The sequence below is a fragment of the Ruegeria sp. HKCCD7296 genome, from assembly GCF_013110775.1.
Taxonomy (GTDB): Bacteria; Pseudomonadota; Alphaproteobacteria; order Rhodobacterales; family Rhodobacteraceae; genus Ruegeria.
Window position 1 is genome coordinate 304641 of record NZ_WVRF01000004.1, and the last position, 15184, is coordinate 319824.

The window sequence follows — 15184 nt, forward strand, 5'->3', positions numbered from 1 at the left end:
CATGGTATGCGACAGGCGTTCGGCGCCTCGAATTCGAATTGACGGCAATCGCCCATCTTCCGGGTCAAAACCGTGTGGATGCAAAAGGCGTCACATCAAGCGACGGTTTCCCATCAATGGCCAGATCTACAATCAGCTCAGCCGTGCCTGCGGATTGAGTAAGCCCCAGATGGCCATGGCCGAAAGCATAAAGGACCTGCGGTGCCCGCGCCGCGCGGTCGATAACCGGCAGGCTGTCAGGCAGAGACGGACGAAAACCCATCCATTGCTTGCCCCCTTCCAAGTTGAGCTTGGGCAGGAACCGTCCGGCTTTGGCCAGCAACGTGTCGGCGCGTTTGTAATTCGGGGCGAGTTTCAACCCTCCGAGTTCGACCGCACCGCCGACACGCACACCGTCGTTTATCCGTGTCACAACAAATCCGTGCCCGCCAAACGTTAGATGCGTACGCAGGTCAAAGGCTCCTTTGGGCAGGGTGGTATTATACCCGCGCTCTGTCTCAAGAGGAATGTGATCCCCTAGCGTCTTGGCCAATTGATGTGACCACGCCCCTGCCGCCACGATCACCTGATTGGCTGAAACTTCACCGCTGGCAGTTGTCAGGCGAACCCCCGCTTCGGTTGGCGTCAGAGAAGTGACACCTGCAATCTCAACACGACCTCCTCTCGCGGTGAACTTCGCCGCCAGATGGCTGGTCCAAAGGGCCGGATCGACCGTATTCATCCAGGTGGGCGTAAAACCTGCATGGGTAAACCGATGATCAAGACCGGGCTGAATCTCGGCAATTGCATCCGGACTGTCCAACAGATCAAAGGGAATGCCATGGTCCCGGCGCAAGTCCCAAGTGGGCAAGCTGGCACGGAACTCGGCTTCGCCTTCGAACAGCTGCAACTGACCATCGCGCTGCATTAGCACCTCGCCATCCACGTCTTTGATCTGACGCTCCAGCGCCGCCCGGCAATGGTCCATCAGCGCAGCTTGCGCCGACAGCGACGCGTCGTAGTGGTCCCGACAACTGGCCCGCCAGAACCTCAGCATCCAGGGTGCGATATTCAATGCATAAGCGGGCGGCACCGACAGCGGACCCAAAGGATCGAGCAGCCATTTCGGCGCTTTGCGCATGATCCCGGGCGTGGCAAGCGGCACGATATCGGTAAAGGCAAACGCCCCGGCATTGCCTTTCGACGCCCCTGCCCCGATACCTTCGCGGTCCAGCATCAGAACCTGCTTGCCGCGCTTTTGCAGCTCCAGCGCAGCGCTGATTCCGACGATACCCGCGCCGATTACAACAATATCCGCTTTTATGTCTTGCTGCATGGCCAGATGTTCTCAAATCTTGCTTCATGTCCGGGGACCGAATTACACCGGTCCCCGGTTTTTATGTCACAGGTAGATCCCAGCGCAGAACGGATCGTTCTGAGCGAAGATCAATTTACCCTCAGCCATGACATGGGCCTGCCCCGTCAGGGTCGGGATGACTCCACCGTTAGGACCGGGTTGGTAGCTCAGCCGGTAGGGGCTGCCGATCACACTTTCCTGTATGATCTCCTCCCCCGGAGCCAGCACCCCATCAGCAGCCAAACAGGCCAGACGCGCCGAACTGCCCGTGCCGCATGGGGACCGGTCGTATTCATCGTCCGGGCACAGCACAAAGTTGCGGCTGTGAATACCTTGCGATGGGGATTTGCCCTGCAAGATCACGTGATCCACGTCTTCTCCGTTCTCGCCGGTCACACCCTGCGCGATACAGGCTTCGCGGATGGCAATGGTCAGATCCGTCAGAGCGCGGATGTTGCCGGTCTCAACCGCAATCGGGCTGGGGTCGACAATAAAGAACCAGTTTCCGCCATAAGCCAGATCACCCGTCACCTGACCGTGGCCTTCAACTTCAATCGAAACCGACGCCCGAACTCGGCGGCTTTCAATATTGGTGACCCGTACAGTATTGGCGTCCAGCAGTTCGACCGAGATCAGACCCGCCGGAGTTTCGATCCTGTGCGTGCCCGGCGTAATCCGACCCAGATGCGCCAGCGTCACCCCCAGCCCGATGGTGCCATGTCCGCACATGCCTAAAACCGCGTCGGCATCGAAATAGATCACACCGGTTTCACAGTTCGGGTCTTCGGGGGGCACCAGAAGCGCGCCCACCATTCCGGGTTGTCCACGTGGCTCCAGCAGAACCGATTTATAGAACGCCTCATGCTCGGTGGCCAACAGACGGGCACGCTCGGCCAGCGGCCCCGATCCCAGATCAGGGCCACCATCCAAAATCACCCGTGTGGGCATCCCACCGGTATGGCTGTCGATCACATGCATTCAGCAATCACCCCACCCTGGCTTGACCAGTCGGCAAACCAGGTGCGGAAAAGGTTGTATTGCTGTTCGCAATAATTGCGCTGCGCATCCGACAATTCATCGGTTTCAACAAAATGCAGGCGGTATTCCTCTTCCCCGTTCAGAACCAGCAGATGCTTGTAATACAGCACCAGATCAGTGCCCTCGTCAAAGCTGGCCAACACACCAAAGGCTTCTTCCAACTCGCGCGCACGCTGACGGGCGTCGGCATGACCGGCCGCTGCTTTCTGGCACAAGGCGGCCAATAGCAGCGCCTCTTTCGGCAGCGCCGTTCCAATCCCGGTGATCGAGCCGGTGGCCCCGCAATTTACAAAGCCATGATAGACTTCGGTGTCTACACCCACCATCAGCGTAACCTGATCGTCTTGCGAGGTGATATGCTCTGCCGCATAGCGCAGGTCATCCTTGCCACCGAATTCCTTGAACCCTACTAGGTTAGGATGTTCGGCCCGCAGGGCAAAGAACAGATCGGCCCTTGTGGCAAATCCATAGACCGGGCTGTTGTAAATGATGGCCGGAACGTCGGGTGCTGCGGACAGTATGGCCTTGAAATGATTGCGCTGTGCCGCGACAGAGGACCCACGTGACAGTACGCGGGGGATAACCATAAGCCCCGCCGCGCCCACCTTTTGCGCGTGCGCTGCCAGTGCCACGGCGGATTTCGAGTTGATCGCGCCTGTGCCGACAACCACCGGCAGACCGGCATCGACCAAACGTTCCACGCCTTCCATCCGTTCAGCATCAGACAGCAAGGGCCAGTCACCCATTGAGCCGCAATACACCACGGCAGACATGCCTGCCGCAATCATTTCCTTACCCTTTTTAACGAGGCTATCGAAATCCGGCGTTCGATCCGTTTTGCACGGGGTCATTAGGGCGGGCATGGTACCAGTGAAGATGTTTTGAGACATGAAGATAACGTTCCTCAAGGTTGTAGGGGTGTGAGCGCTTTGCGCGTGTATGCTTGGTGTTTACAGGTGGCTGAGACATTTCCCGTAGGTTTCATTGGCTCAAGCGAAATGTAAAATGCGACCCCTTTCGAACATGTCCGAAGGCTCGGAATTTGTGGCACAAGTCTTGGGTCACTATAGCCGCAGGGTTTCAAACGCAGTCCTCCTGAATCATCTGACAGTGATGCCGTATCGGATTTTGTATCCAAAATCCAGTTCTGTTTGACCGAAGGAAGCCACATCCTGGAATTCAGCACAGGTAAGCACGTTGCGTTTCGTGAACAGGCTTGGAGCAGTCATTGTAATTAAGCCCATGGCTGTCCATTAAGTTCTGCAACCAGCGCCCCGTGCACCCGAATAGTCAGTTCCGACGGACTGGAAAAAATGCCGCCCATCGGCAACAGGCTTTTTTTGTCGGTGAACTCCGTAACGCGACATGGACAGCATCAGGCAAATAATGAGACAACACCGCAAACCGGTACCTAAGACAATCCACCTGGCAAAAGCCTGTGTTCTTTCGGCTTTGTCGGATTGGTCCCAAAGATACCTTTTGTGGAGCGCGCCATCCAAAAACGCGGCTTCGGATGAATTGACATTGAAGGAGAGACCGATGGAAATCAGGCCTTTCGGCGTTGAGATGTGGATGAATGAGTTCGAAACCAAGTGCGATCTCAACCTGGCAGAAACCTGTGTGGAGTCCATCACACTGGGTGAGCTGTTTGAGATGGCTGGCCAGCATAATCATATTCTGAATGATCTGTCGGCCCTAAAGATGACATATGGCGCAATCGAAGGATCTCATCGTTTGCGTGACGCTATCTGCAGTCTGTATGAAAATCAGACCCGCGACAATATCCTGACGACCCATGGAACAATCGGGGCCAATTCACTGGTACATCAAACATTGGTTTCGCGCGGCGATCATGTGATTTCGGTGATCCCAACCTATCAGCAACATTACTCGATCCCCGAAAGCATCGGCGCTGATATCGAACTCTTGCACCTGACACCGGAAAACGCGTTTCTGCCCGATCTCGACAAGCTCCGCGCTATGGTTCGACATGACACGCGGTTGATTGCAATCAATAATCCGAACAACCCGACCGGCGCTTTGATAGACCGCACCATGCTGGAACAGATTGTCGAAATAGCGCGCAGCGTCGATGCGTGGCTCTTATGTGACGAGGTGTATCGCGGCACCGATCAGAAGGGTGATGGATTTACGGCCGCCATAGCCGATCTTTATGAAAAAGGGATCAGCACGGCGGGTATGTCCAAGGCGTATTCGTTGGCAGGGTTGCGGGTCGGTTGGATCGCGGGACCGAAAGAGATGCTGCATGACGTGATGATCCATCGCGACTACAACACTATCTCGGTTGGGAAGGTTGACGAATTGCTCGCGGCCATGGCGCTTGAGAACCGTGACAAGATTCTGGCCCGTGCCCGACGGATCACCCGTGAGAACCTGCGTATCGTAGAAAATTGGATCGCAAACGAACCATTGCTGAGTTGGGTACCGCCAAAATCAGGTACCACCGCGCTACTCAAGTACGACCTGGCGATGTCTTCACGCGACTTGTGTGTTACGCTTTTAGAAGAAGAAGGCGTGATGCTGACACCTGGCAGCGCGATGGATATGGAGGGCTGGCTGCGGCTTGGCTACTCCAATCCGACGGCGGATCTTAAAGCAGGGCTGGAAAAGTTCTCAGGCTTTTTGGCGCGCCACAGCACGGCGAAAGATGCAGGGCACTGACGGCGCTTGGCATGGCTGGCTGTTCGGCGACCCCTGGATAGTACGCCCCGACGCATTCAGCTTTCGGACTTCCTGGCGCTTTTGCCGACGGAATTCCCCGGAGCGATAGAGAAAAGCTGGCGGCAACGTGGTCTTAGCGCAACTCGCTCATTAGCCGTTGTTGCATCGCCAAGCCGATCATTTTCGGCCCATTTCGCATTCCTGCTGGTGTCCAGGCGATGTAACTGTTTCGATCGCCTAGACACGTTACTCGGGTTGTAACGAGCCAAATGCTTAAGCAACAAGCCCATTTGCCCGGTTGCACAAAGCCCGCCCTCAAGCTCAGCGTTACCGTTTACCCGCAACAATGCGATCCAAGATCAGCGCACAGAACAAGATTGCAAGGCCAGCAAGAATACCCTGTCCCGCCGCCGCGTATTGCAAGGCTTCCAATACGTCTTCGCCCAAGCCCTTTGCCCCGATCAGGGAAGCAACGACAACCATGGCAAGTGACATCAGAATGGTTTGGTTAACACCAGCCATGATCGTTTTGTGGGCCAGCGGCAAATCCACACGCCAAAGCAGGTAGCGAGGCGTTGCGCCAAACGCCAGCGCTGCTTCTCGAACAGTTTCTGGGACCTGCTGAAGACCCAGCACTGTAAAGCGGATAACCGGTGGGCTACCGAAGATCATGGTTGCAACAACGCCCGCGGGCTTGCCCGATCCGATGAAGGCCACAACTGGGATCAGATAAACGAAGGATGGCATCGACTGCATGAAATCCAGAATGGGACGAACGATGGCAAAGGCACGTGGGCGACGAGCGCAATAAATGCCCAATGGAATTCCCAGGGTAATCGAGATCAGCGCCGCCGCGCCCAGCAGGGCAATCGTGGTCATCGCTTTTTCCCAAAAATCCAACAGACCCAGATAGGCAAGCGCAGCACCGGTAAAGATGGCGACCCGGGGACCGGCTGACAGGTACGCCAGCATGATGATCACCAGCGCGACCACCGGCCAGGGGGTATCAACCAGTACAACCTCGATCCAATCCAGAAGGGTGCGCATTCCATAGGTCAGTCCATCGAAAAAGCCGCGCCCGGCGGTTTTGGTCCATTCGAACACCGCCTGCACCCCGTCACCCACGTTCAAACGCCAGTCGCGATTGGTCGGGAAGGTCTTGAGCACAGCCAACGCGTCCGGCTGGGCAAATTTGATCATCGACAAAATCACAACCACAGCGGTCAGTGCCGTGGCAACAATCAAACGTGTACCAGACCAACCATGCGCCACGCTGGGATCAGAACGCCATCGTGCAAATTGCCCCTCCAATGTCCAGTTGGCTAACGACGCGGCAAGGAACTTGACGGCCAACAGAAGGACGACCCCGATAATCAAGTAAGTTATACCGGTCGAATCCGCCGTGCGTGCCGCCTCCTGCGCATTCGCAAGAGCCCCTTCAAGAGATTCCGATGCCCGTTTCAGGGAGTCCAGCGAGGCCGAGCCGGATTGTTCTGCCGCAGCAATTTGCTGGCGGCGCAGTTCCAGCGTCTGCTCGATCTGTTGCGCGCGCTCGCGGAAGTCCCGTCCGAGATCGCCAAAAAGTCCAAGCCCGATCTGGATAAATGCCAGCGTTTCCAGCACCAAGAACCCCAGAAACCACGACCAAAGGCCGCGTGCCCCGAACCAGATAGGACCCAGAATCGCTGCCGCTTTGTTCAGTGTGAAACGATAACCGGGGGCCTGCATCATATAGGCAAATGTCTTTTGGTAATAGGACTGCCCCTGCCCTACAAAATCGCCGATCAGAGCGTTCAGACGGTCGGCGGTTTCCGGTTGGATCTGTTGCACATCAACATGTTTCATATCGGTCCCCCTATGCCTGACTGTCCTGAATCGCGCGGATCAGACCCGCACGGTTGATTACGCCCACGGTCTTGCCATCCTGCGTTACAGCCACAACACCGTGGCCGTCGACACATAGGTTCATCAGATCGGAAAGGTCCATGTCTGGATGCGCTTCTTTGGCGTCGTTGGGAATTTCGCCGTGATGCGCCTCGAACTCGTCCACAGGTTTCATCACCGCATGGGCGAAGATCATGTTGAGCTTGGAAATCCCCGCCACAAAGTCCGCTACATAGTCGTCTGCTGGGTTTAAGATAATCTCTTCTGGCGTGCCGATCTGAACGATGCGCCCGTCCTTCATAATCGCGATGCGGTGTCCGATGCGGATCGCTTCGTCAAGGTCATGAGTGATGAACATCGTGGTCTTGTTGAGCTTATGGCTGAGCTCCATGAACTGATCCTGCAACTGCTTTCGGATCAGCGGATCAAGGGCCGAAAACGGTTCGTCCATCAACAGGATTTCCGGGTCTGCAGCGATGGCGCGGGCCAGACCCACGCGTTGCTGCATCCCGCCCGAAAGCTCGTGCGCGTACTTATCTTCCCAGCCGTTCAACTCGACCAGTTCGAGCACCCGGTCCGCCTCTTCCCAGCGACGGGCCTTGCCGGTGCCCCGGATTTCCAGCGGCATCGCCACATTGTCGCGGACAGTGCGGTGAGGCATTAGGCCAAAGTTCTGAAACACCATCGCAACGCGCCGGTTGCGCAGATCTCGCAGGCCCTCGTCATTCAAGCCCATCACGTCTTCACCATCCAGATAGATATTGCCGTCTGTGGGTTCCAGAAGGCGGTTCACATGGCGCACAAGGGTCGATTTGCCCGAGCCCGACAGGCCCATGACGCAGAACAGCTCACCCCGCTCGATCTCGAAGCTGGCATCGGCCACGCCGACAACGCAGTTGAAGCGCTCCAGTACCTCGGCCTTGCTCAGCCCTTCGCTGTGGATGGCGTTTAACGCCTCCTGCGAGCGTGCACCAAACACTTTCCACACGCCTTTTGCGTCGATTGCAATATCCGCTGTCATATTGGCCTCACCGCTGTAGATTGTGTTGAATGGCGCCCCTGCAAAACAGGGGCGCACAGGCTTCAGTTGGTGGCCAGTCCCAACCAGCTGTCGACAGTATCGCCGTTTGCCGCGATCCATTCTGCCACGACCTCATCTGTGTCGCGACCCTTGACCACGACCTCATAGGTCAGAGCGCTCAGTTGCCCTGCATCCATGTCGATATTGGCAAGGAAAGATGCCGCTGCTGGGTTGCGCTCTTCCAGTGATTTTGAATGCGCCACGGTCACGGTTTTGACCGGCTCGCCCGTGCTGACATGGGATTTGTTATACCAGTCGGCATCTTGATCGGGCTGCACCATTTTATAGGTGGCCGCGTCATGTTCTGGCTCTTCCAAGATGGTCACATCGTAGAGCGCATGGACGTAGTGCGGCGCATAACAATAAAAGGCTGCACCTTTCTTCTGGTCAATCTGATCCTTCAGTCGCGAATAGAACACAGTTTCGTCTTCGGTGGTCGGCGTTAGGAAAGTCTCAATCCCGTAATCCCGAACCCGCACTTTAAAGGTGTTGGTCGAGGCCCATCCCGAAGCACCAACCCAAACCTCGCCCAGGCCGTCGCCATCCGAGTCGAACAGTTCTTGCGCTGCGGGTGTGGCCAAATCGTAGATTGAGCGGATGTTGTGATCCTCAACCATGTAATTCGGCACGCAAATCCCGGCACGACCCTCATAGCTGCCCGAAGACAGTGCGACAGTGCCCTTTTGATCCACGTATTCGTCCGTGAATGAGGATTGGTTCGGCAGCCAGACATCCGGGTGAACGTCGATATCGCCACGTCCGCCATCCATGGCCGCAAAGATCACCGCGTTGGCACCGGGGGCATAACCAGCCTCTCCTCCCAGACGAGTTTCGATCACCTGCCCGATCACCCGGCTCATGATTTTGGCGCCAGGCCAACTGGGCTCACCCACCATGACCTTTTCCTGCGCCATCGCAGTTGTTGCACCCAGCGCCAGCGCCAATGTTGCGGTAAATGTCAGTTTCTTCAAGTCTATTCTCCCTTTGCTGTGAGTTACTTACACCGTCAGGCGCGCGCCCGCTTTCGTTGCGGGTCTAAGAAAGGTGTGTCCGAGACAGTGGCGCGCAGTCGTTTCATCCGCCCGTCAAGCTGGCCAACATCCAATTGAGTGCCGTTGTCCGCGTGTTCAACGGAAAGCCGTGCCATCGCGATCGCGTGTTCCAACATCGGCGAACGTGTCGCTGAGGTGACCACGCCCACTTGTCGCTCGCCCGCATAGATGGGTGCACCGTGGGCGGGCACATCATCACAGCCGATCAACAGCCCCTTGAGCACTCGGCGTGGTTCGCGGGCATTGCGTTCCAGTGCGGCCTTGCCGGTGAATTCGGTTTTGGTCAGATCGACGGCAAAGCCCAAGCCTGCCTCGAACGCATCTACACCCGGTGCAAATTCTGCGTTGGCAGCAGCCAGCCCCGCCTCGATCCGAATGATATCCAACGCCGCAGAACCCATCGGGGTGATCCCGAATTCTTCGCCGGCGGCCATCACCGCATCCCAAATCGCGACCGCATCGGATTTGGTACAAAAAATCTCGTACCCCAATTCGCCGGTATAACCTGATCGCGACAGCATGAAAGGCGCGCCCTCACGGTCATTCAGACGCGCAATGGTGACACCAAACCATTTCAGATGATCCAGACTTGGCACATGCGGCTGTGTGAAGGCGATCTTGCGCAGCAGGTCGCGGGATTTCGGGCCTTGAATGGCGAGGTTCGGCATCGCACCACGCAGCGCATGAACCCGTACTTGCAATCCGCGTGAATCTGCCAGTTCCTGCAAAGCGCGCCCGCTTTCCTCCGATCCACAGCACCAGCGGAAAATTTCAGGCGCGAGGCGGAACAAGGTGCCATCGTCGATGACCGAACCGCTCTCGTCACACATCAGCGTGTAAGAGCCGCGCCAGACCGGCAGTTTCGCCACGTTGCGTGTCGTGGCCAATTGCATCAAAGCCTCGGCATCTGGGCCGACAATGTCGAATTTGCGCAAACCGCTCATGTCCTGCACAGTCACGGCCTCACGACAGGCCCAGTATTCACCCAAGCTGCCATAAGCGGGGTAACTGACGGGTGCCCACAGATCACGCGCCGGGGCGAAATGCTGTGTCAGCGGGGATAGCCGCTCGTGAAAGGCGGATTCCTGACTGATCGACATGGGGGCGTCTTCCTTTTCGCGATAAGCAACCGCTCGGCGGATCGGTGTTTCAGGGCGGTATATACGCACGTGCACGTCCGTTGGGTTCCAGCCATTGATCGGATCGATATCATCAGGGCAGGCCGTCGAAACACAGACCAAGTCCTCAAGCGCCCGCAATGCAACATAGTCACCTGAGCGCGAGTAAGATTCTTCGGTCAGAATGTGATGTGTGACCGGATCAATCCACGTGTTCCAAAAGAAATTGATCGCAGGCCAAGCCGCCCGTCGCGCCACCCCATATGGCGCCAGCGCATTTGTCATGTTGTCCGAGCAATTGAGATGGCCGGGGAAGCCTCGCTCTTCATAGCCGCGTGCGGTGCAAGCCAACCCGAAGGTATCGTGCCGCCCACACGTGTCTTGAAGCACATTAAGCAACGGACGCATTTCACGGTCAAAAAACTTGTCCAGCAATCCCGGCCCCGGATAAGACCGCCGCACCATCGATCGGGTCGCGGTCGAGTCGATCATCCACTCGTGTCCACATTCCAACCCATCAGCTCGCAGCGCCATAAAATCAGAGCATTGCTGACCTTCGACATCAATGATCTGAACAAACTCCCCGGCCTGAAGCTCATAAGCAATCGCGCTGCCGCTCGGCACAGTGAATTCATCCCGTGTGTCCCCCAACAAAGGCGGCAACTGCGGCGTTTGGACTTTCGCAACTTTATGTAGAACCGTAATGCTTCCGGTCGCCCTGCCCTGGATCAGTTCGTCGATGTCGGAGACGTGAATCACCCAAAGCGTAATCGCGTGATCCGCTCGTAGAATCAGGCAATCCGACGTCTTGTCCAACCGGCAACAAGGAACCCGCTCGTCTCCGCCTCGAGCAGCGATCCAGCCTGCAAGTTGAGCGCTGTCAAATGCACCCCAGTTGACCGCCCCGTTCTCTGTCAGGTTTAGCGCCGCCAACATCGGTTGCCCATCATCAGCGAGGGCCACCACGTCCAAAGGCTGTGACGGCCCAAGCCCTTCTATCGAAAGCAAATCTCCTGGCTTCACAATCAGGCGGACAGCCTCGCGCGGGGCAAGTGTATATGTGCAAGCACCAGAGGCTTTTGGAAAACCCGGAAACAGGCGACCCGGGCCGTCGAGCCCTGCGTTGTTGAACGTATGTAATACAGTTGATCCCTGCATTTCGCCGAAGGAGTCCCGAAATGTAACTAGTTACAGAGGTTGATGAAACTAGTTACATATGTCAACTCTTTCTTAAGGAACCTGAAAAATGGACCGAAAAAACAGAAATGCAAAAAGCCTCGGAGCCTAAGAAACGCGCAAACCTCAGAGATGTGGCAAAGGCTGCGGGCGTGTCTGTTGCCACTGTGTCTCGCGTCTTGAATGAACCAGGCTTGGTTAAAAAGGACACATTAGAGAAAGTTCAGGCTGCCATTGCCACGCTGAAATTCGTTCCCAGCGCCGCGGCCCGAGCAATCAATTCCGGCCGAACCCGATTTGTCGGCGCTCTGATCCCCACGTTGGACAATGCGATCTTTGCCCGGTTTCTTGCGGCGCTTGAACGAAAACTGTCGGAGCACCAATTATCGTTGGTCGTGGCAACAACAGATTCGAATCCCGACACCGAGGCAGAGAAAGCAAAAAGTCTGATCGATATCGGAGCGGAAGGCTTAATTGTCACCGGAGCTACGCATTGCGCAGCTATGCACGACTTGCTCGAGCGTACTATGATTCCGACCATCATCACGTCTTTCTATGAGTCAGATAACGCCCTGCCAACGATCGGATACGACAACGCGGCCGCAGCGCAACTTGCATTGCATCACCTGGCCGAACTTGGGCACAAAGACATCGCTGTAGTTCACGGGCCAGTTCGCGACAACGACCGAACAAGAGCGCGCCTTGATGGCCTTAAGACCTATGTGTTTGACGGCAAGCTAACAACGTTTGAAACTCAGATCAGCCATCAGGGCGGGGCGAACGTTGCCGATCACATTTGCAGCTTACCTCGTCTGCCGGACGCCATCTTATGCCTTTCCGATGTTGTGGCATTAGGGGTATTGCTCGGCCTGCAAGCCAGCAAGATTTCAGTTCCAGAGCAGGTTTCGATGATTGGCATCGACGACCTACCAACCTCGGCTGTCACGGTACCACCTTTGACCAGCGTGCACCTGCCCGTGTCCCAGATGGGTGAACGTGCTGCAGATGGATTGGCGCAATGGATCACAACGCAACAAGCGCCTCATTCCGAAAAACTGCATGCCCGCCTCATCGTCAGGAACTCCACCCGGTCCCTGCTCTGACTAGCTTCAATGCCACTGTGCCATTCGGTCAGATCTAGCAGCCCTAAAAGCGGCGTCTTTTTGTTCAAGTTCTGTTCAATTCGCGAATTAAACGCCTGCGCGCCGATAGTCTAAAGGCAGCACCTTGCGACGCAGTTGTTTGGATAGCTCAACCCGGTGTGGAGACGGTCTGAGAACCAGGGGTTACGGTTTATAGAGAAGTCACTTCTTCTCTAGCCGCGGCGCATTTCAGCGCCAGTTTTCACGCAGGGTCAATACAGCACAAACGCTCTGTGAGTGCGTTGAGGGTATCAGCGTGCACGGCTCAACGTTTGATAGTTCTTGTTTCGCGAACAACGTTAACCGAACATGAACAATGTATTCTCAGTGTGTTCAACCAAGATTAGGCATAGTGACCATGTTGGATCGAACGAAGTGTGTTTCGTTTGGTTGAAATAAGGGGAACAGCATGAATAAGCCTGCCTTTATGACTGAAGACTGTGGCGCAACAGCTGCGATGCAGACTTCTGGCAAATACGCTGAAGAACGTCTGCAAACCAAGATGAAACCGAGCAATGGTCGCTTCCCTCCTATTGAAAATGCACTAACAGAAATCATAAAAAACAAGCGGCTATCCGAGGCTCATAGCGCCGTCTGAAGGCAAGTCAGCTGGCGCCCCCGAACAATTCTCGATATTCGTCCTAAAGATCAGAATTGTAATCGAAATCCCGCCCCATTTTGGGGCGGGATTATTTTTTGAAAGCCGCAATGATCGAAACGGCAGATCAATTTAATTTGGGCCAGCCGCGTTCACGTCAGTGATACGGCTGGCCCAGCTTCAATACGTCCGCGAGTGATCGATAGCGCGTGAAGACTAATATTAAAGTCCCAGAAGCGATTTTACTTTTTCTTCGACCTCGTCAGTGACAGGCTTGTTGGCTGCAGCTTCAAGCGCTTCTCGCTCAGCCAAATCTTGCTCTTCAACACGCTCCGCCAGTTCTCCCAGGTCTTCGACGGCCTCGTTGTAGTCGATAGCAGCCTGTTTTTCGTCATTCAGATCTTTAGCCGCATCAACTGAGGTATCCAGGTCCGCTTGCGCCTCTTCCAGGTCTGCTTCTATGTCTGGGTCCATGCCACCGGCATCTTCCAACGCCTGCTCAAGCTCTTGAACCCTATCGCGATTGTCCTGAACTTCACCCAAAGCGGCCTCCAAATCATTCTCGATTTCCGACAACGTTCGCTCTGGCGGATCCAAATCTTCAAGTTCCTCCAGTTGTTCGGCCAAATCCTCACGCAAGGCCTCTCCGGCAAGTACAGTGTCCCGATAGGCGGCAATTCTGCCGACTCGGGAATTCGGAGCGGCATTTTCCAGCGCAGTCGGGCTTGCATGGGCCGCATTCAGTGCACCCAGCTCAGAGGGATGAGCTTCAAGCTCTTCTTCGACATGGTAACGTTTGGGGCGGGTGACCGGGCGTATGGACTCTTCCACACTCGTGGACCGATGAGCCGTCTTGGTGTTGTGCGTGCCGCTTGTTGTTACACGTTTTGGCGAAGACGCCGATTTGCGTTTGGTCCCTTTTCCAGTGAACAGGCCCTTCAGGGAAAACCCGCCACCCTTATTTTGTCCGGAGTGGGCAGATTGCGATTTTGATTTGCCACTACCAGATTTCCCGGCTCTGGTGCTGCCACGGTTTGAATCGGCTTTGTTCCCACGGCTGCTGTTTCCGGCCGCGCTGCGATCACCGCTATCTCCTTTCGCGCCGTTACCATTGCCGCCGCCGTTGCCACCACCATTCCCGTTGCCTTTTCCGCCACCGTTACCACCGCCATTTCCTTTGCCTTCCATGGCATAGGCAAAATCAGGAGCTGCAACTGTGGCAACAACGGCCGTGGAGCCCAATAGGGCAATCGCAACTGTGGAAGCCTTAAGCAATCCGCGACTGGTGGTTTTCATGACAATCTCCTCAAGTCATGTGCGAACAGCTTACCAAGGCTGGCCGCCGCATTCTATTAGCTCGAACCGCAATCGAATCACTGATCGTTCTTGCCATTTGACTTGAATGCACTTGAACGCAGGGCTAACTGCTTGTTCATCATCGGTTCACGTCCACCCATGTAATCTGGTTCGAAACTGTTTGAGAGTCCGATGCAGACCAGAGCTATAATGTTGGTAGCGGCGTTACTAACCGCTTTATCCGCCGGGAAAGCGGCGGCTGACGCACGCGAACTCAAACAGACCGAGTTGCGCAAGGCGACGTTGTCAGGAAACGCGATCCGACTGAAGCGTGTCATCAAGGGTGTGGAAAGTGCATTCGGCGGAACGCCAGTTGACGCGCGAGCGTTCATATCAGGCGACATATACTACCGCATTCTGGTGAAGAAACCGGGCGGAAAGATCGTAAGTGTAATCGTTAATGCCAGGACCGGCACGGTGGTCTCGAACCGCTCGAGTGTTGGCCAACAGATCTCCGAGGCCGCGCGCTCCAGTTCGACCAGAACAAAAAGCAGCCAGAGCGCTTCGACCACCCGTGGAAACAGCGAAAACCGTGGTAACGGTGGCGGCAATGGCGGCGGCAACGGTGGCGGCGGCAATGGCGGCGGCAACGGTGGCGGCAATGGCGGCGGCAACGGTGGCGGCAATGGCGGCGGCAACGGTGGCGGCAATGGCGGCGGCAATGGCGGCGGCAACGGTGGCGGCAATGGCGGCGGCAACGGTGGCGGCAATGGCGGCGGCA

At 56.1% G+C, this 15184-nt stretch carries 12 protein-coding genes; 4 read left to right on the forward strand and 8 right to left on the reverse strand.

Features of this window, described 5'->3' with window-relative positions; all coding sequences use genetic code 11:
* Window positions 1–64 precede the first annotated feature (64 nt).
* The 3 genes from GS632_RS08530 to GS632_RS08540 all read right to left on the reverse strand — a co-directional run bounded on the left by GS632_RS08530 (window position 65) and on the right by GS632_RS08540 (window position 3264).
* Window positions 65–1315, reverse strand: coding sequence for an FAD-binding oxidoreductase (locus GS632_RS08530; protein ID WP_171721286.1), 1251 nt, complete (start codon window positions 1313–1315; stop codon window positions 65–67).
* Window positions 1316–1381: 66 nt separating this feature from the next.
* Window positions 1382–2314 carry a proline racemase family protein gene (locus GS632_RS08535; protein WP_171176554.1) on the reverse strand — a complete coding sequence of 311 codons (933 nt, stop codon included), beginning with the start codon at window positions 2312–2314 and terminating at the stop codon, window positions 1382–1384.
* Entirely contained in the window at window positions 2305–3264 is a 960-nt protein-coding gene (locus GS632_RS08540) for a dihydrodipicolinate synthase family protein (RefSeq protein WP_171176552.1), read from the reverse strand. The genes GS632_RS08535 and GS632_RS08540 overlap by 10 nt, the downstream gene beginning before the upstream one ends.
* Window positions 3265–3913: 649 nt before the next feature.
* Between GS632_RS08540 and GS632_RS08545 the strand changes: the two genes are divergently transcribed.
* Entirely contained in the window at window positions 3914–5056 is a 1143-nt protein-coding gene (locus GS632_RS08545) for an aminotransferase (RefSeq protein WP_171721285.1), read from the forward strand.
* Between the two features lie 327 nt (window positions 5057–5383).
* Here GS632_RS08545 and GS632_RS08550 read toward each other — a convergent pair whose 3' ends face one another.
* From GS632_RS08550 to GS632_RS08565, 4 genes are all read right to left on the reverse strand, one after another.
* Entirely contained in the window at window positions 5384–6901 is a 1518-nt protein-coding gene (locus GS632_RS08550; RefSeq protein ID WP_171176548.1) for a proline/glycine betaine ABC transporter permease, read from the reverse strand.
* 10 nt (window positions 6902–6911) lie between these two features.
* Window positions 6912–7961 (reverse strand): glycine betaine/L-proline ABC transporter ATP-binding protein, encoded by a 1050-nt coding sequence (locus tag GS632_RS08555; protein WP_171721284.1) that lies wholly within the window; start codon window positions 7959–7961, stop codon window positions 6912–6914.
* A gap of 62 nt (window positions 7962–8023) precedes the next feature.
* Window positions 8024–8992, reverse strand: a complete 969-nt coding sequence (locus tag GS632_RS08560) for a glycine betaine ABC transporter substrate-binding protein (RefSeq protein WP_171176544.1) — start codon at window positions 8990–8992, stop codon at window positions 8024–8026.
* Between the two features lie 35 nt (window positions 8993–9027).
* A complete protein-coding gene (locus GS632_RS08565; protein ID WP_171711811.1) occupies window positions 9028–11349 on the reverse strand; it encodes a DUF1989 domain-containing protein in 2322 nt (773 codons plus the stop codon).
* A 107-nt stretch (window positions 11350–11456) separates the two neighbouring features.
* On the opposite strand from GS632_RS08565, the gene GS632_RS08570 reads away from it, so the two are divergent.
* A complete protein-coding gene (locus tag GS632_RS08570; protein ID WP_171176539.1) occupies window positions 11457–12470 on the forward strand; it encodes a LacI family DNA-binding transcriptional regulator in 1014 nt (337 codons plus the stop codon).
* 448 nt (window positions 12471–12918) lie between these two features.
* Window positions 12919–13107 carry a hypothetical protein gene (locus tag GS632_RS08575; RefSeq protein WP_171176537.1) on the forward strand — a complete coding sequence of 63 codons (189 nt, stop codon included), beginning with the start codon at window positions 12919–12921 and terminating at the stop codon, window positions 13105–13107.
* Window positions 13108–13329: 222 nt separating this feature from the next.
* Here GS632_RS08575 and GS632_RS08580 read toward each other — a convergent pair whose 3' ends face one another.
* On the reverse strand, window positions 13330–14403 hold the full coding sequence (locus tag GS632_RS08580) for a hypothetical protein (protein ID WP_171721264.1): 1074 nt from the start codon (window positions 14401–14403) through the stop codon (window positions 13330–13332).
* 192 nt (window positions 14404–14595) lie between these two features.
* Here GS632_RS08580 and GS632_RS21995 point away from each other — a divergent pair.
* The coding region (locus tag GS632_RS21995) for a PepSY domain-containing protein (protein WP_216601733.1) at window positions 14596–15184 on the forward strand (589 nt) is incomplete at its 3' end.

Excerpts from the sequence above, each read along its gene's own strand:
- GS632_RS08565 (WP_171711811.1), bottom strand. The coding sequence starts at position 11,349 with ATGCAGGGATCAACTGTATTACATACGTTCAACAACGCAGGGCTCGAC.
- GS632_RS08555 (WP_171721284.1), bottom strand. The coding sequence starts at position 7,961 with ATGACAGCGGATATTGCAATCGACGCAAAAGGCGTGTGGAAAGTGTTT.
- GS632_RS08530 (WP_171721286.1), bottom strand. The coding sequence starts at position 1,315 with ATGCAGCAAGACATAAAAGCGGATATTGTTGTAATCGGCGCGGGTATC.
- GS632_RS08550 (WP_171176548.1), bottom strand. The coding sequence starts at position 6,901 with ATGAAACATGTTGATGTGCAACAGATCCAACCGGAAACCGCCGACCGT.
- GS632_RS08540 (WP_171176552.1), bottom strand. The coding sequence starts at position 3,264 with ATGTCTCAAAACATCTTCACTGGTACCATGCCCGCCCTAATGACCCCG.
- GS632_RS08580 (WP_171721264.1), bottom strand. The coding sequence starts at position 14,403 with ATGAAAACCACCAGTCGCGGATTGCTTAAGGCTTCCACAGTTGCGATT.
- GS632_RS08535 (WP_171176554.1), bottom strand. The coding sequence starts at position 2,314 with ATGCATGTGATCGACAGCCATACCGGTGGGATGCCCACACGGGTGATT.
- GS632_RS08570 (WP_171176539.1), top strand. The coding sequence starts at position 11,457 with ATGCAAAAAGCCTCGGAGCCTAAGAAACGCGCAAACCTCAGAGATGTG.
- GS632_RS08545 (WP_171721285.1), top strand. The coding sequence starts at position 3,914 with ATGGAAATCAGGCCTTTCGGCGTTGAGATGTGGATGAATGAGTTCGAA.
- GS632_RS08575 (WP_171176537.1), top strand. The coding sequence starts at position 12,919 with ATGAATAAGCCTGCCTTTATGACTGAAGACTGTGGCGCAACAGCTGCG.